The sequence below is a fragment of the Algoriphagus sp. CAU 1675 genome (assembly GCF_029222925.1).
Lineage (GTDB): Bacteria > Bacteroidota > Bacteroidia > Cytophagales > Cyclobacteriaceae > Algoriphagus.
On the sequence record NZ_JARHUI010000002.1, the window covers coordinates 56197 to 72180 of the forward strand.

The window sequence follows — 15984 nt, forward strand, 5'->3', positions numbered from 1 at the left end:
CTTTTTGCTTAAACACCTTATTTGAAAAGACTAGGACGACATTTGGATTTTCTAACAAGGAATGCGCATTCGAAAAATAGAACCCCAAGAGCAAGAGGCATGAAAAACTTCCTTTTTCTTCTCCTTCTGACTGGTTTCGTGTTGAGTCCAGCCCTCCTTTCAGCCCAATCCCAAGCTGAAAAAATACCGGTAGGCCAGATTCAAACCCCTTATGGAACCATTCTGATCTCCCTAGATGAGCGTACTCCAAACCATAAAAAAAGCTTTATCCAACTTGCGGAATCGGGATACTGGGATTCCTTGACCTTTAACCGGGTCATTCCGAATTTCGTGGCACAAGGCGGTTGCCCAGACACCCCTGAGGGATTCAATGATCCTGAGTATTTGTTGGAACCGGAATTCCACCCTGAACTTAGGCATCGCTACGGGGCTGTAGGAGCAGGAAGGGATGATAACCCCGGCAAATTATCCGCTAGGTGCCAGTTTTATATCGTACAAAATAAGGAAGGCCTGCACCGCTTGGACAATAATTACACGGTTTTTGGCCAGGTGATCAAAGGCATGGAAATCATCGATCAAATTGTCAATGTTGATCGGGACCAGCTGGATACTCCGCTACAGCCTGTGAGTTTGGACATTGATATCATTTATCTCAGCCAAGAGGAAATCCAAGGCTTGAAAGCCCCCATTCACTGAGACCATTTATAACCAAAGAAAGCCAAATCATACATTCCCGAAATGGAAACTTGGTAAATCCGTCAAAGAGGATAATTTGGAGAATGGTTTTAGCCCATTAAAAAGATCAGTCAATTACTAACCTTAATTCCCAAAATAATGCGTAAGCCCATCCGAATCCTGATTGTTGGTTGTGGAAACATGGGTGCTTCCCATGCAACTGCCTATCATCACATGGCAGAATTTGAAATCTGCGGACTCGTAGCCCGTGGGGAGAGTAAAGTCCGGTTAAACAAAAACCTGGGAGCGGATTATCCACTTTTCGACGATTATGAAAATGCATTGGCGGAAACCAAACCTGATGCTGTCTGCATTTCCACATACCCGGACACCCATGAGGACTTTGCATTGAAAGCCTTAGATTCAGGATGCCATATTTTTATTGAAAAACCACTGGCAGATACAGTAATCGGCTGCGAAAAAATCATCTCAAAAGCGAAGGAAACAGGAAAAAAAGTGGTAGTTGGCTATATTTTGAGACACCATCCCTCCTGGATCAGATTCATTGAAGAAGCACAGAAACTGGGCAAGCCATTGGTCATGAGAATGAATCTCAACCAGCAAAGTCACGGCTTCATGTGGGATGTTCACAGAAATCTCATGAAGAGCCTTAGCCCTATTGTAGACTGTGGAGTACACTACATCGATGTAATGTGCCAAATGACCCGGTCCAAACCCCTGTCAGTCTCTGCAATTGGAGCACGTCTGACTGATGATATAGCAAAGGATAATTACAATTACGGACAGCTTCAAATCCGCTTTGATGACGGTTCCGTAGGATGGTATGAGGCAGGTTGGGGTCCAATGATCAGCGAAACTGCATTTTTTGTCAAAGATGTCTTCGGGCCTAAGGGAGCTGTCTCCATTGTGGCAAAGGATGCCGGTGCCGCAGGCAAATCAGACAACGTGGATTCACACACCAAGACCGAATCCATACGGATCCATCATGCTGACATTGACGACAAAAATCATTTCACCAAAAAAGATGAATGGGTGAACATGAAAGACGAACCAGGACACCAAGAGCTGTGTGACCGTGAACAAGCGTATTTTCTGAAAGCCATCCAAGAAGATCTGGATTTGACTGACCATCTGGATGATGCACTGAACAGTCTTAAAATTGCTTTTGCCTGTGATGAGTCGGTTAGGACAGGAGAAATTGTTAGATTATAGACTAATCTAAGTCAAGGAGACTTGGTTTTTCACCTATGACGAAGAACCTCCACTCAAAAATCATCTATCCAAAATGCCACAAATACCCTCAGATAAGCAAAATCAAGAAGAAAGAATTTCGAAGGAGCTGATTTCTGAAAAAGCCCAGATGATGGAATTAGTCAGAAAACTGGAATTGGCACAGGAGATTGGCAAAATCGGGTACTGGGAACTTGACCTTGTGACCCATGAAATTTTTTGGTCTGATGAAGTATATAAAATCTGGGGAGTCGAAAAAGAATCCTTTAAACCAAAGCTAAGTACATTTGAGGCCACCATTCATCCAGAAGATTTTCAGGAATTTCTAAAGCATCAGGATGGAGCCATTGCTGGGCTACATCCGCTGGACATGTCTCACAGGATCATTCTTCCCTTTGGTGAAATCAAATATGTCCATGAAAAGGGAATTTTGGAAACCGATTCCATTTCAGGGAACCCGCGTTTTAAGGGAACTGTCCAAGACATCACCCTTCAAAAGACTTTCGAATTGGAATTGGTTAAAAGAAACCAATTCATAGAAGAAACTCTCAAAAATCTTCCTCTTGGAATAACTGTCAATCAGATCAGTACAGGAAAAGTCACCTACATCAATCCCGCATTTTCCAAAATTTATGGATGGCCGGAAGAAGATTTTACAGACCTAGGCTCCTTCTTTGAAAAAATATATCCGAATTTGGAATACCGCAATTATATCACGAACATCATCTTAAATGATATTGAAAGCGGAGTTCCGGAAAGAATGGAATGGAGGGAAATACCCATTAGCACTCAACAGGGAGAAACACGCATTATCTCTGCCAAAAACATCCCCCTCCCCGATCAGGACCTGATGATTTCGACTGTTATCGACGAAACGGACCGCTATTGGGCTCAACAGGCTCTTCAAAAAAGTAATGAACGTTTCCATCTTGCCACGGAGGCGGTATCAGATGCCGTATCCGATTGGGATATTCCAAGCGAGAAAATTTTCTGGGGAAAAGGATTTCACCGACTCTTCGGATATCCAGAAACGATGGAATACGTTTCACCGGATTTTTGGGAAAGCAAAGTTCATCCAGACGATTTACAGAAGATTATGGAATCCATAATCGAAACCAGAAAAAACATCTCTGCGAGTAAATGGACTGGCGAATACCGTTTCCAGAAATTTGACGGTACCTATGCCTTTGTTAAAGAAAACACTATAATTATTCGAGATCAAACAGGAATTCCCATCCGAATCGTAGGAGCACTTCAGGACATAACCGAAAGAAAGGAAGCGGAAAAAAAGATCGAGGAATACAATGAACGGTTTAATATCATAGCCAATGCAACCAACGATGCGATTTGGGACTGGAAGATTGATACGGGAGAGCATTTCTGGAGTGAGGGCTTCAACCGCTTTTTGGAGGAAGATGTCGCGGGTATTCATTTTGATTTCAGCAAATGGAGCGACAGAATCCATCCCGAAGACAAACAAAAAATCACCGATAATCTCTATAGACTTCTGGGAGACCCTTCGATATATTATTTCCAAACGGAATACAGGTTTATCAAAAAATCCGGGGAAGCTATTTACGTAATAGACAAAGGAAGAATTATTAGGGATGAAGAGGGAAAGGCCATCCGTATGGTAGGTGCAATTCAGGACATCACGGAAAGAAAATCCTATGAAGAATCCCTGAAAACCTTAAATACCCGACTGGAACAGATCAACCACGATCTGGAAATCAGCAATAAAGAACTTGAGCAATTTGCTTATGTCGCCTCCCATGACCTACAGGAGCCTTTGCGGATGATTTCAAGCTTTTTGGGTCTAATCGAAAAAAAATACGAGGAAGTCCTGGACGAAAAAGGAAGGCAATACATTCACTTTGCGGTAGACGGAGCCAAACGAATGCGGGAAATCATGCTGGACTTGTTGGAGTTTTCGAGGGTGGGAGACCATTCTGAAGTCAAAACAAAACTGAACACCCATTCGGTGATCCAGGAAATTCTGCTTTACAACAAAAAATTAATCGAGGAAAAAAAGGCAAAAATCCATCTTGGAAGACTTGTGGAAATTTTTGCACACCGAAACTCCATTTTCCAACTATTTCAGAATCTGATCCTGAATTCTCTTAAATACCAACCCGAAAATCAGATTCCTGAAATTTGGATTGAATCACAGGATGAAGGAGATCATTGGAAATTCAGTATAAAGGATAACGGAATTGGGATAGAGCATGAATACCATGAGAAAATATTTATAATCTTCCAAAGACTTCACCAAAGGGAAGAATATTCCGGATCAGGAATAGGCTTGGCCATCTGCAAAAAAATCGTCGAAATTCACGGAGGAAAAATCTGGCTGGAATCAATACCGGGTCAGGGAAGCACCTTTTTCTTTTCGATTAAAAAACCCTTCTAATCTTGAATCCTCCAAAAGATACCTCGCTCATTTTAAAGTTGCTGTTCAGGAGGCCAATCCTAACGGGCATCATAATTTTTTTACTAAGCATTGCCTTTTCATTTTACACAAGTTTTAGTGAGTACAAATTCATCAAATTGGATCAGGATCAGTTGGTCACCTTAAAGCTTAATGAGCTTAGAAAATCCATTATTTCAACCATTGATGAAGGGAAGACTGCAATGAAAACCCTTGCCTTTATCTCAGAAAATTATCCTGTTGATACCAATTTCGAATTAATTGGTAAAGAAATCCTTGAAAGCAACCCTAAAATCGATGTTATCCAATTGTTGGACAGTGGCAAAATCATAGCAGTTTATCCGATCCATGGAAATGAATCTGTTCTAGGTTATGATATTTTGTCGGATACAGTCACAAAAAGTGAGGCTCTTGAAGCAATCCGAAGAAGGGACGTATATTTTGCAGGTCCTATTGATCTCAAACAAGGGGGAAGAGGTCTCGTAGGAAGATTTCCCATTTTTAAAGGGGGACAATTCAAAGGTTTTTCTGCCTGCATCATTTTTCAGAATTCCTTGGTGTCAAGCCTACAGCTCGATCAGGAAAATGACCTCTTCTATTACCAGCTTGACAAGTTCAATCCAAATACAGGCAAAAGGGATTATTTGCTACCTCTACCAGATGAAAAAAAAGAAATCTTGGGGCAAAAAGCAGAAACAACTATTGAAGAGGGAGGCTTAACACTTTCGGTTCAATATATAGACTCCCCAATAAGTTCTAGATTAATTACACAGGCAATCATTCAAGGCCTATTTTCAATACTTTTGGGCTTTTTTGCCTGGAACTTCGCCAGGCAGCCTGCCCATCTTGCCAAAAAAGTGGAAGAACAATCAAAGGCTCTTAAGGAATCCAACCAAAGATATGAGTATGCCACTATTGCCACCTCCGATGTGATTTGGGATTGGGATTTAAAAACAGGTCATATTTATCGCTCCTCTCAGTTTTATAAAATGCTGGGATTTAAACCCGATGAATATACTGGAATAGTGGATGTTTTTCGGAGTAGAATCCATCCCCAAGACCGAGAAGAAGCTGTAAACGAACTAAATGAAACTATAGCAGGGGAAAAATCTTATTGGGAAAATGAATTCAGAATCCAAAACGGGGAGGGAGAATATATCTATGTAATTGACAAAGGTCATATCCTCAGGGACAAAAATGGAAAAGCAATTCGAATGATTGGTGCGACTCAGGACATCACCAAGAGAAAAAATACGGAATTGGCCTTGAAGAAAGAAAAAGATCGGCTCAACTATGTGATTGATGGTACCCAAGCTGGAACATGGGAGTGGAATGTCCAGACTGGAGAGACGGTGTTCAATGAATCATGGGCCAAAATTATCGGCTATACCCTAGATGAAATTCAACCAGTATCCATCGATACCTGGATTAAATTCTCACATCCGGAAGATCTAAAAAAATCCAATGAGGAATTAAAACTATACTTTGAAGGCAAAAAAGACAGGTACGAAGCCGAAGTGCGAATGAAGCATAAAAACGGTTCCTGGAGATGGGTACTGGATAGAGGAAGGGCCTTTTCATGGACAGAAGATGGGAAACCTTTGATGATGTTTGGTACCCACCTCGACATTACCCATATAAAAACCCAAGAGGAGGAAATACAGAAAACCAACCAAAAATTGCTCGCCGCCAATGAGGAATTGAAAGTGTTTGCGAGTTTGGCGTCTCATGATATGAAAGAGCCTTTGCGAATGATCAGTTCCTTTCTTTCCCTTTTGAAGAAAAAGTACCAAGAGGTCTTGGATGCAAAGGGAAACCAATTCATTGATTTCGCAGTAGATGGATCCAAAAGGCTTACAGCTCTGATTGACAACCTTTTAGAATACTCAAAAATCGGATTTGACCTCAATCTTGCTGAAAATATTAACACCAAAAAATTGCTTGATGAGATTTTGGAACTAAAAAAACAAGTAATTCTCGAAATTGGAGCCGAAATCACTATCGGAGATCTTCCAAACATTCGTGGAGTAAAAACACCTATTCAATCTCTATTTCAGAATCTAATAAGCAATGCACTGAAATTCCGCCAAAAAGGCAAAGTCCCGAAAATTGTAATTAATGGCCATGAAACGGAAAATTTCTGGGAATTTTCTGTATCGGATAATGGGATAGGTATTGAATCCGAGTATATTGATAAAATCTTTGAAATTCTGGTTAAACTCCATTCAAAAGATGAATATTCAGGAACAGGCTTAGGACTTGCAATGTGTAAAAAAATCGTCAATCAACATGGAGGGAATATTTGGGTAGAGTCTACCCCTGGCCTAGGAAGTAAATTTAACTTTTCAATTAAAAAGAATGGAATATAAACCAATCAAAATTTTACTGGTCGAAGACAACGAAGGCGATATTTTCCTGACAAAAGAAGCCTTATCAGAAGCCAGAATCAAAAACGTAACGGAGGTTGTTCGAGACGGTGAACAGGCTATTTCTTTATTGGAGAACAGACTGAAAAAAAATCCAGACGAACTACCCGACCTGATCATTCTCGATATCAACCTTCCCAAAAAAAATGGGCATGAAGTTTTGATGCACCTCAAAAAAAATAAAGGCTTAACACATGTACCCATTATCATTTTAAGCACCTCATTTTCAGATCAGGATGTTTTAAAAGCATATCAAGAACATGCCAATTGCTATATAGTTAAACCTATTGATGTCTTTGATTTTATGCAAGTTGTTTCGAAAATTGAGGACTTTTGGTTTAATATTATCAAATACCCTAAAATTAAATAATTAGGCTATTTCATGAGAAAGGACAAAAAAATATACACTTTCCTAGTAATTGAAGATAATCTAGGCGACTATGTATTGATTGATGAGTACCTTTCTGAAGTTTTTGTCAACCCAATTTCGGTCAATTGCCGTTCCTTTCAAGAAGCAAAATCAATACTTGAAGGACCCGAAAAAATCGATTTGGTATTTTTAGACCTTTCCCTTCCTGATCTCTCCGGAGAAACCCTGATTAAAGCAGTGGTAGAATCTGCGCAGGAAATTCCAGTCATTGCCTTAACTGGATTTTCTGATCTGGATTTTAGCATTCGGTCCCTTTCTTTGGGAATATCAGATTACCTTCTCAAAGACGAATTGACTCCTACGGTTCTATACAAGAGCATCATTTATTCTATAGAAAGAAACAAACACATTGAGGAACTTCAGCATTCGGAAAAGCGATACAGTGACTTATTCCACCTCAATCCTACCCCTATGATGGTTTATGATTTGGCCACATTGAAAATATTGAATGTCAATGAAGCTGCAATTGAGGCATATGGCTATTCTCATCAGGAGTTTATTTCTATGACATTGAAAGATATTCGCCCCGATGAGGATGTTCCCAAGCTTCTTCAATCAGTGGAAGACTTTTGGGTAAATAACAACCCCAACTACCTAAGAATTTCCAGACACATTAAAAAATCAGGAGAAATAATAGATGTGGAAATCAGCCCTGCAAAAATCACTTATAATGGAAAAGAAGGGGCAATGGTTTTGATTCAGGACATCACCGAAAAACTGAAATATATCCGCACTATTGAGAATCAGAACAAAACATTTAGGGAAATTGCCTGGATTCAATCCCATGTGGTTCGGGCCCCTTTAGCCAGACTCATGGGTTTGATTAATCTATTTGAGAGCATTACAGAGTCCAACTCTGAAAAACAAGAGTTGATAAAATACATCAAAGCATCTTCAGAGGAACTAGACCAAATTATAAGGGATATCAGCAAAAAATCTGAAGGTCTGGAAGATTTCCATCAAAAAAACACCTAAAGTGATTTTATACCAAGGAGAAATCCTTTCAGAGCATTCTAAAACAGCAAACTAGATATCAACAGAAAGTAATACAAAAGAGCCAAGAATATTCGCCGTTAATCCACTTTAGCTTTGGTTATCATTTGATTTTTGAGCATTTTTTGACTTGATCTATAATCAAAAATCCATGAAGCATAAGACTGTCCTCATTACAGGAGGAGCGAGCGGAATAGGCCAGGCAATGGTCAGAAAATTTGCCGCCGAAGGTTGTTTGGTACATTTCATTGATACCAATCACGCCGAAGGAGTCAAACTCCAGTTCGAAGAACATGAAAAAGGCCTGCATGTCAAGTTCCATGAAGGAGACATCACAGACTACAATCAAGTAGAGAACATCATCCAATCCATCCCCGGAAAACTGGACGTATTGATTAATAATGCCGGCGTTTCCCACATAGGAAAGGCCGAATCCACCTCAGGAGAAGACTTTGACAGGGTATTTCAGGTAAATGTCAAAGGGATGTTCCATTGCATCAAAGCCGCCCTTCCCAAATTGAAAGAAAATGGAGGAGGCTCCATTTTAAACATGGCCTCCGTGGCAGCCACCATAGGTATCCCGGACAGATTTGCCTACAGTATGACTAAAGGCGCTGCTCTTTCCATGACCCTAAGCGTGGCTCGGGATTATGTTCAGGATGGCATTCGCTGCAACTGCCTTTCGCCCGGAAGAGTGCATACTCCATTCGTCGATGGGTTCCTAGCTAAAAATTATCCAGGACAAGAAAAGGAAATGTTTGATAAACTGGCAGCAACCCAACCTATTGGAAGGATGGGAACTCCAGCTGAAATCGCTGAATTGGCCTTTTTTGTAAGTTCGGATGCGGGTAGCTTCATCACAGGAGCCAATATCCCAATTGACGGGGGATTCTTGGGGCTTAAAATGTAAATTCCTCTTCTGCAGAAACCAACAACATTAAATCTTAAAACATCAATTCTCAATACCTAAAAAAACCTATATATGAAACTAATTCGATTTGGAGAAGCCGGACAGGAAAAGCCTGGGGTTCTGGACGAAAATGGAAAATATCTGGACTGTAGTTCTTTTGGTGAAGATTGGAATGAAACATTCTTCACAAACGAAGGATTGGAAAGACTTTTGGTTTGGCTACATGCCAATCAAAAAAACTTGCCTGAGATTCCAGCTGGGTCAAGAATCGGATCTCCAATAGCGAGACCATCCAAAATTCTATGCATTGGCCTAAATTATAGAAAACATGCCGCGGAAGCAGGAATGGCAGTTCCTGAAGTACCCATCGTTTTTATGAAAGCCACTTCTTCCCTATCCGGTCCTTATGACCCGGTGTTTATACCCAAAAATTCAGTAAAAACCGACTGGGAAGTAGAACTCGCGGTCGTAATCGGAAAAAGAGCCAAATATGTCAGTAAAGAAGAGGCCATGGATTATGTCGCGGGCTATTGTCTCCACAATGATGTCAGTGAACGGGATTTCCAATTGAATCACGGGGGCCAGTGGGTCAAAGGAAAAAGTGCAGATCACTTTGCTCCTTTAGGCCCTGTACTTGCCACCAAGGATGAAATCCCCGATCCTCACAACTTAAGACTTTGGCTCAAACTCAATGGAGAAATGCTGCAGGACAGCAATACCTCTGATCTGATTTTCGATATCCCAACCATTGTTTCTCATCTTTCCCAATACATGACCCTACTTCCCGGTGATGTGATTTCCACAGGAACACCAGCAGGTGTAGGGATGGGGCTAAATCCCCCCACCTACCTGAAAGACGGAGATGTCATGGAACTTGGAATTGATGGTTTGGGCAGTTCCAAGCAGGTGGCAGTCAATGATCCTGAAGCATGAAAATTGACGCCCATCAGCACTTCTGGCAGTTCGATCCTGTAAGGGATTCCTGGATCACAGAGGACATGGGGCGAATCCGGAGAAACTTCCTTCCGGAGGACCTTTACCCCTTGCTCAAAAGCAGTGGAATAGAGGCCTGTATTGCTGTGCAGGCAGATACAAGCTTGAGAGAAACAGACTTCTTGCTGGATTTGGCAGGGCAGTACAGCTGGATTTCGGGGGTAGTTGGTTGGGTGGACCTAAGTAGCCTAAACCTGGACCAGACATTAGAGGTTTATTCCGGGAATTCTAAACTATTGGGCTTTCGGGAAATCTTACAGAGCAAAGACCCTCAGTTTATGCTGAGAGAAAAATTCATCCAAGGAATTCAAGCCATAGGAAAAAAGGGATACACCTATGATATTTTGGTGTATCCCCACCACCTTTCTGCAAGCCTAGAGCTGGTCAAAAAATGTCCAAACCAAAAATTCGTGATCGATCATTTGGCCAAACCCTATATCAAGGACAAGGAATGGAAGGAATGGAAAAAAGCCATGCAGCCTATAGCTGAAAGGGAGTTGGTCTATTGCAAGGTTTCGGGAATGGTGACGGAGGCCGATTGGAAAAACTGGACTGAAGATGACCTTGCCCCTTACCTGGAAATTGCATTGGAGCTCTTTGGTCCTGACCGCCTGATGTATGGAAGTGACTGGCCTGTATGTCTCCTTGCCGGGGAATACGGACAGGTTTATGAAGTCATTCAAAATTGGACATCTCGTCTGAGCAAATCGGAGCGGGATAGAATTTTGGGAGAAACAGCAGCCGAATTCTACCATATCTACTGAATAAAAATCAGGCCCATTGGAAATGGGTTTTGAAATAACCTATATCAACCCAAAATGAACCTTAACCTACAAGACAAAGTCTACTTGATATCCGGAGGTGCCAAAGGAATCGGTGGAGCCATTTCACGAGGGCTCATCGAAGAGGGAGCGATTCCGGTGATGATTGACCCATCCGAACAAGAGGGAAAGGAAATAATAGAATTGGCGAAAGGAAAAGCCATGCAGATTCCTGTCCGGTTGTTTGCACCGGAAGATTCCCAAAAAGCGGTAGAACTGGCTTTGGAAAAATTTGGCAGAATTGACGGACTGGTAAACAATGCCGGAGCGAATGATTCGGTGGGCTTGGAAAAGGGAGACCCCGAAGCCTTTGCCAACTCCATCTCGAAAAACCTTTTTCATTACTACCACATGGCTCATTATGCCTTGCCTCATTTAAAAAAAAGCCAAGGTAGCATCGTTAATATCAGTAGTAAAACAGCGGTTACAGGCCAGGGAAACACCTCAGGGTATATCGCTGCCAAAGGAGCCCAGCTTGCTCTGACCCGGGAATGGGCGGTGGAACTTCTACCCTACCAAATCCGGGTAAATGCTATTTTACCGGCGGAGGTTTTGACTCCCCTATACCAAAACTGGATCAACACTTTTGCTGAACCCGATAAAAAGCTTGCTGAGATTACTAAAAGAATTCCTTTGGGAAAAAGAATGACCCAGCCGGAAGAAATCGCCTCCATGGCAATCTTTTTACTTTCTGATCGAGCATCTCACATCACCGGACAACATATCTATGTAGACGGTGGATACACCCATCTTGACCGTGCCCTATGAGCCAAAAACCTGCTCTTGTTCCGAAGGGATTATTGTTTCCCTTCATACTGATCACTTCCCTTTTTGCCTTATGGGGCTTTGCCAATGACATCACCAATCCCATGGTCGCTGCTTTCAAACGGGTCCTTGAACTGAACAATGTGCAGGCATCCTGGGTACAATTGGCCTTTTATGGGGGGTATTTCACTATGGCCCTGCCTGCTGCATTTTTCATCAAAAAATACTCCTACAAAACCGGAGTGCTTCTGGGCTTGGGACTCTATGCTTTTGGGGCCTTGCTCTTTTATCCTGCGGCAGCATGGGAAAGCTATGGTTTTTTTCTGGCCTCACTTTACATTCTAACCTTTGGTTTGGCTTTTCTGGAGACTACTGCCAATCCCTATATTCTTTCCATGGGACCTGAAGCCACGGCTACCCAGCGTCTAAATCTCGCTCAGGCCTTCAATCCCATGGGAGCTTTGGCGGGATTGTTTGTTGCCAAACAGTTCATCCTCAACTCCTTGGAATCCAATAACGTGGATGAAAACGGGAATTTGATTTTTGACAGCTTGGATGAATCTGCCAAGGCCATTATCCGGACCAATGACCTAATGGTCATCCGCAACCCTTACGTAATGCTGGGACTTGTGGTACTGGGAATGCTAGTCCTGATCATCTTGGCTAAAATGCCTGAAAGCAAAGATTCCGGCGAAAAAATTGAGTTTGGGCCTACCATGAAGAGACTTTTCAGTAAGCGGAATTTTGTGGAAGGGACCTTCGCTCAGATGTTTTATGTAGGGGCTCAGATTATGGTCTGGACCTATATCTACCAATATGCAGAGGCTCTTGGGATTGCAAATTCGGATGCGGTAAATTATGGGTATGCCGCTCTAGTGGTATTCCTTCTGGGCCGATGGGTCTGTACCTTCCTTCTCCGGTTTCTTTCACCCTCCAAACTCCTCACTGGTTTTTCAGTATTGGCAATGGCATTTACCCTTGGAGCAATTTTCCTTCCCGGAATGTCCGGACTTTACAGTCTGGTAGGGATTAGTTTTGCAATGTCCCTGATGTTTCCTACCATCTACGGTATCGCATTGGATGGACTTGGAGAGGATTCCAAGTTTGCTGCAGCATTTCTGGTCATGGCCATTGTCGGCGGTGCCATAATGCCCACTTTACAGGGAATGATTCTGGACTGGGGTGGATCAGGCTATACTGATATTCAAATCATGGGAGTTTCAGAAGTGAATTTTTCCTTTGTCCTTCCCCTAGTCTGTTTTCTGATGGTCTTCCTTTTTGCCTGGAGGGTAAAAAAGCCCGAAACCAAATCAACCCTGACCGAATAGCCATGAAGACCTATGTTTTAATTTGTGATCTCAAAGACGAACCTGAAGCTATTCAAGCCTATGTGGAATGTCATAAGGCTGTGGCTCCGGAAATCCTAGAAAGTATCCGGGTGGCCGGAGTATTGGAAATGAGCATTTACAGATGGAGAAACCGACTGAGCATGATACTCATTGGTGACGAGAATTTTAGCTTTGAAAGAAAAGCCGCTCTGGACAATGCCAATCCAAAAGTTCAGGAATGGGAAGCCTTTTTGGGGCAGTTCCAAACCAACCTTCCCGGTACTCCTCCAAATTGGCGCTGGGCTTTGACCGAGAAAATTTTCGACTTTAAGGCTTAACTGCTTCCAACCATGAACCTAAAAATAACGCCATGAAAAAAATCCTAACCTTAGTTTTCCTTTATATGACAATTTCAATCAGCCAAGCCCAAAATCATATTCTCCCCCTTTGGGAGGGTACCCCTCCGCTTCAGACCGACATGGGATTGAAGGAAGAAGCCACTCAGGAAGGGATCTTAAGGATTGGAAATGTACAGACTCCAAGTATTGAGGTTTACCTGCCAACCAGACAGATCGCCACCGGAAAGGCAGTGGTGATTTTCCCCGGAGGAGGATATTCCATCCTAGCCTATGATTGGGAAGGAACTGATTTTGCAAAATGGCTCAACTCTCAAGGGATTGCCGGCATTGTGGTCAAATACCGTCTGCCCCGATCCAAATCCCTGACAGATCCCAAGGAAGTTCCTCTTTTGGATGCGCAGCGAGCCATCAGATTGGTCAGACAACATGCCTCTGAATGGGACATAGACCCTGCCCAGGTTGGAGTTATGGGGTTCTCGGCGGGTGGACATCTGGCCTCCACACTGAGCACCCAGTATTTACATGAAATAGACCGAAAAAAAGATGAGGTAGATGCACTATCAGCCCGTCCTGATTTTTCCATTTTGGTTTATCCGGTGATTAGTTTCAGGGATGCTGCAGTGCATTCAGGATCCAGAAACAATTTGATTGGCGAAAATGCCCCCCAGGAATTGATTGATCGCTTTTCCGGTGAACTCAACGTCAATTCCGAAACTCCCCCGACCTTTTTGGTTCATGCCCAGGATGACAAAGGTGTTCCTATAGAAAACAGCCTGTTATACTACCGTGCTTTGCATCAACAGGGAGTAAGTGCTTCCCTGCACATCTACCCAACAGGTGGGCATGGGTTTGCTTTTGGGCTAGGCAAAGGAGCCGTAGAAAGCTGGAGAGATGTATTGCTGGCTTGGATAAAAGAAATTACACCTTAATATGTCAATAAAAGTCATAGCTTTTGATGCCGATGATACCCTCTGGGTAAATGAGCCTTTCTTCCGGGAGGCTGAGGAAAAATTCGCCTCTCTGCTTGAAGACTTCATGCCCACACATGCCTGTATCAAGGAACTTTACCGTACAGAAATCGGAAACCTGAATCTTTACGGGTATGGCATAAAAGGCTTTATGCTTTCTATGATCGAAACAGCTATGAGGATTACGGATCAAAAGATCCCAATTTCTGTGGTGGAAAAAGTCATAGCCATTGGTCGGGAAATGTTGGAAAAACCTGTAGAATTATTGCCCGGTGTAGAAGCCGTATTGAAAAGCCTGAATGGAGACTTTCGGATGGTGATGGCCACGAAAGGTGACCTATTGGATCAGGAAAGGAAGTTGAAGAAATCAGGACTTGAAAAATACTTCCATCACATCGAGATCATGAGCGAAAAAAGGGTGCCTGACTACCAAAAGTTGATGCTGCATCTGGATGTAATTCCAGGCGAATTTGTCATGATGGGAAACAGCCTGAAGTCTGATATTCTTCCGGTACTCGAACTGGGAGGTCATGGCATTCATATCCCCTTTCACATCACCTGGGAACACGAACAAGTAGAACATGAGATCAGGCATGAGTTTTTTTACCAGGTTGAGCATATCAGTGAAGCCGCAGACCTGATCCGGAAGATGAGGTAAGTGAGAAATCAGGTAAACTAATTAAGAATTTATTTCTCCATCAAAATCGAATTTCCATGATGGTATAGTCCTTTCCTGATTTTTGAAATCTATTAAAGGTATCTACCATCCCAAAGCGCTCATAAAACCCCTTTTTTTCCAAGCGGGCATTGCACCAGACTCTTTTACATCCTTTTTTCTTTGCCTCTTCCAATAGATGCAGGAGCAATTTGGAGCCCCATCCTTTTCCCTGATGATCCAGGCTAGTTGCAAATTTCCTAAACTGCATTTCTCCATTGGATTCGAAGCAGGAAACCACAGAAGTCAGGTTTTCATCCAGAAACAATCCATAATGGATTCCTTCTTTATCTTCTTCAATTTTGACAAAGTCTATGGGATGGTCCGGCCACATGACCCGGTGGCGAAGAGGCCAAGTTTCCTCAGGCTGGATTTCTCGGATAAGCATTACCAAAAGTACTTCATCTGATTTTTTCTTCAGCTACTTTTTCTTGCTTTTTTGATGATATCCCAAATAGCCAGGGCAACTCCCAAAGCGATCAAGGAGTAGCCGACCAATTGGTTTTCCCCAAAAAATATACCCGCAATGACCAGAGCAAAAGCAAGTCCTGCTATAGGGGACAGGCCTTTCTGGTCTTTATCCTTCCTGACAAAAAACATGATAAAAACCAGACCCAGCACCAAAACTAAAACAACAATATAAGTTAGCTCAACTTCCATAATCCTCCTTCTGTAAATGGGTTTTGAATCTACTCGTGATCTTAAATTTCAAAGAAAAATTTTCTCCTAAATCTGAGTTAAGTACAATTTGGCTAGATGCTACCGGATTTCAAATAAAATTATTCAGATATCATTTTAATCTTTACAGCTATCTATTTCAATTAGTTAAAGCAAAATCCTACTTAAATAAAAAAAGGCCCATAGAGTTCAAAAAAGGCTGTTTATCCGACAACAAGCGACTACTGTCGGATACTAATGATTA

16 protein-coding genes are annotated in these 15984 nt (G+C 42.3%); 14 read left to right on the forward strand and 2 right to left on the reverse strand.

Annotated elements, in window-relative coordinates; all coding sequences use genetic code 11:
* Positions 1 to 21: 21 nt before the first annotated feature.
* The 14 genes from P2G54_RS04295 (at position 22) to P2G54_RS04360 (ending at position 15005) form a co-directional block, all read left to right on the forward strand.
* Complete coding sequence (locus P2G54_RS04295) at positions 22 to 696, forward strand: peptidylprolyl isomerase (RefSeq protein WP_275868564.1); 675 nt, start codon at positions 22 to 24, stop codon at positions 694 to 696.
* Positions 697 to 834: 138 nt separating this feature from the next.
* Positions 835 to 1908, forward strand: a complete 1074-nt coding sequence (locus tag P2G54_RS04300) for a Gfo/Idh/MocA family oxidoreductase (protein WP_275868566.1) — start codon at positions 835 to 837, stop codon at positions 1906 to 1908.
* A gap of 73 nt (positions 1909 to 1981) precedes the next feature.
* Positions 1982 to 4336, forward strand: coding sequence for a PAS domain-containing protein (locus P2G54_RS04305; protein WP_275868569.1), 2355 nt, complete (start codon positions 1982 to 1984; stop codon positions 4334 to 4336).
* Positions 4337 to 4473: 137 nt separating this feature from the next.
* Positions 4474 to 6723, forward strand: a complete 2250-nt coding sequence (locus P2G54_RS04310) for a PAS domain-containing protein (RefSeq protein ID WP_275868571.1) — start codon at positions 4474 to 4476, stop codon at positions 6721 to 6723.
* A complete protein-coding gene (locus P2G54_RS04315) occupies positions 6713 to 7150 on the forward strand; it encodes a response regulator (protein ID WP_275868573.1) in 438 nt (145 codons plus the stop codon). Before P2G54_RS04310 ends, P2G54_RS04315 begins: the two co-directional genes overlap by 11 nt.
* 12 nt (positions 7151 to 7162) lie before the next feature.
* Positions 7163 to 8185, forward strand: a complete 1023-nt coding sequence (locus P2G54_RS04320) for a PAS domain S-box protein (protein WP_275868575.1) — start codon at positions 7163 to 7165, stop codon at positions 8183 to 8185.
* 169 nt (positions 8186 to 8354) lie between these two features.
* The gene (locus tag P2G54_RS04325) at positions 8355 to 9113 is read left to right on the forward strand and encodes an SDR family oxidoreductase (RefSeq protein ID WP_275868577.1); all 759 of its coding nucleotides are present in this window, start codon (positions 8355 to 8357) and stop codon (positions 9111 to 9113) included.
* Positions 9114 to 9185: 72 nt separating this feature from the next.
* Complete coding sequence (locus P2G54_RS04330) at positions 9186 to 10046, forward strand: fumarylacetoacetate hydrolase family protein (RefSeq protein WP_275868579.1); 861 nt, start codon at positions 9186 to 9188, stop codon at positions 10044 to 10046.
* Positions 10043 to 10870: an amidohydrolase family protein gene (locus P2G54_RS04335; RefSeq protein WP_275868581.1), complete on the forward strand. Its 828-nt coding sequence runs from the start codon at positions 10043 to 10045 to the stop codon at positions 10868 to 10870. Before P2G54_RS04330 ends, P2G54_RS04335 begins: the two co-directional genes overlap by 4 nt.
* Positions 10871 to 10924: 54 nt before the next feature.
* Positions 10925 to 11695 carry an SDR family oxidoreductase gene (locus P2G54_RS04340; RefSeq protein WP_275868583.1) on the forward strand — a complete coding sequence of 257 codons (771 nt, stop codon included), beginning with the start codon at positions 10925 to 10927 and terminating at the stop codon, positions 11693 to 11695.
* A complete protein-coding gene (gene fucP / locus P2G54_RS04345; RefSeq protein WP_275868585.1) occupies positions 11692 to 13020 on the forward strand; it encodes an L-fucose:H+ symporter permease in 1329 nt (442 codons plus the stop codon). Before P2G54_RS04340 ends, fucP begins: the two co-directional genes overlap by 4 nt.
* Positions 13021 to 13022: 2 nt before the next feature.
* The gene (locus tag P2G54_RS04350) at positions 13023 to 13358 is read left to right on the forward strand and encodes an L-rhamnose mutarotase (RefSeq protein ID WP_275868587.1); all 336 of its coding nucleotides are present in this window, start codon (positions 13023 to 13025) and stop codon (positions 13356 to 13358) included.
* A gap of 32 nt (positions 13359 to 13390) precedes the next feature.
* Positions 13391 to 14308, forward strand: coding sequence for an alpha/beta hydrolase (locus P2G54_RS04355; protein ID WP_275868589.1), 918 nt, complete (start codon positions 13391 to 13393; stop codon positions 14306 to 14308).
* A gap of 1 nt (position 14309) precedes the next feature.
* Positions 14310 to 15005: an HAD family hydrolase gene (locus P2G54_RS04360; protein ID WP_275868591.1), complete on the forward strand. Its 696-nt coding sequence runs from the start codon at positions 14310 to 14312 to the stop codon at positions 15003 to 15005.
* 40 nt (positions 15006 to 15045) lie between these two features.
* Here the strand turns inward: P2G54_RS04360 and P2G54_RS04365 are convergent, their stop codons facing one another.
* Together P2G54_RS04365 and P2G54_RS04370 are read right to left on the reverse strand one after the other, a co-directional pair.
* Positions 15046 to 15450 (reverse strand): GNAT family N-acetyltransferase, encoded by a 405-nt coding sequence (locus tag P2G54_RS04365; RefSeq protein ID WP_275868593.1) that lies wholly within the window; start codon positions 15448 to 15450, stop codon positions 15046 to 15048.
* A 29-nt stretch (positions 15451 to 15479) separates the two neighbouring features.
* On the reverse strand, positions 15480 to 15722 hold the full coding sequence (locus P2G54_RS04370) for a hypothetical protein (protein WP_275868595.1): 243 nt from the start codon (positions 15720 to 15722) through the stop codon (positions 15480 to 15482).
* Positions 15723 to 15984 lie beyond the last annotated feature (262 nt).

Bases quoted from the DNA above. Each gene is read 5' to 3' on its own strand.
- P2G54_RS04350 (WP_275868587.1), top strand. From the start codon at position 13,023: ATGAAGACCTATGTTTTAATTTGTGATCTCAAAGACGAACCTGAAGCT.
- P2G54_RS04355 (WP_275868589.1), top strand. From the start codon at position 13,391: ATGAAAAAAATCCTAACCTTAGTTTTCCTTTATATGACAATTTCAATC.
- P2G54_RS04330 (WP_275868579.1), top strand. From the start codon at position 9,186: ATGAAACTAATTCGATTTGGAGAAGCCGGACAGGAAAAGCCTGGGGTT.
- fucP (WP_275868585.1), top strand. From the start codon at position 11,692: ATGAGCCAAAAACCTGCTCTTGTTCCGAAGGGATTATTGTTTCCCTTC.
- P2G54_RS04360 (WP_275868591.1), top strand. From the start codon at position 14,310: ATGTCAATAAAAGTCATAGCTTTTGATGCCGATGATACCCTCTGGGTA.
- P2G54_RS04365 (WP_275868593.1), bottom strand. From the start codon at position 15,450: ATGCTTATCCGAGAAATCCAGCCTGAGGAAACTTGGCCTCTTCGCCAC.
- P2G54_RS04320 (WP_275868575.1), top strand. From the start codon at position 7,163: ATGAGAAAGGACAAAAAAATATACACTTTCCTAGTAATTGAAGATAAT.
- P2G54_RS04300 (WP_275868566.1), top strand. From the start codon at position 835: ATGCGTAAGCCCATCCGAATCCTGATTGTTGGTTGTGGAAACATGGGT.
- P2G54_RS04370 (WP_275868595.1), bottom strand. From the start codon at position 15,722: ATGGAAGTTGAGCTAACTTATATTGTTGTTTTAGTTTTGGTGCTGGGT.
- P2G54_RS04340 (WP_275868583.1), top strand. From the start codon at position 10,925: ATGAACCTTAACCTACAAGACAAAGTCTACTTGATATCCGGAGGTGCC.
- P2G54_RS04305 (WP_275868569.1), top strand. From the start codon at position 1,982: ATGCCACAAATACCCTCAGATAAGCAAAATCAAGAAGAAAGAATTTCG.
- P2G54_RS04325 (WP_275868577.1), top strand. From the start codon at position 8,355: ATGAAGCATAAGACTGTCCTCATTACAGGAGGAGCGAGCGGAATAGGC.
- P2G54_RS04315 (WP_275868573.1), top strand. From the start codon at position 6,713: ATGGAATATAAACCAATCAAAATTTTACTGGTCGAAGACAACGAAGGC.
- P2G54_RS04335 (WP_275868581.1), top strand. From the start codon at position 10,043: ATGAAAATTGACGCCCATCAGCACTTCTGGCAGTTCGATCCTGTAAGG.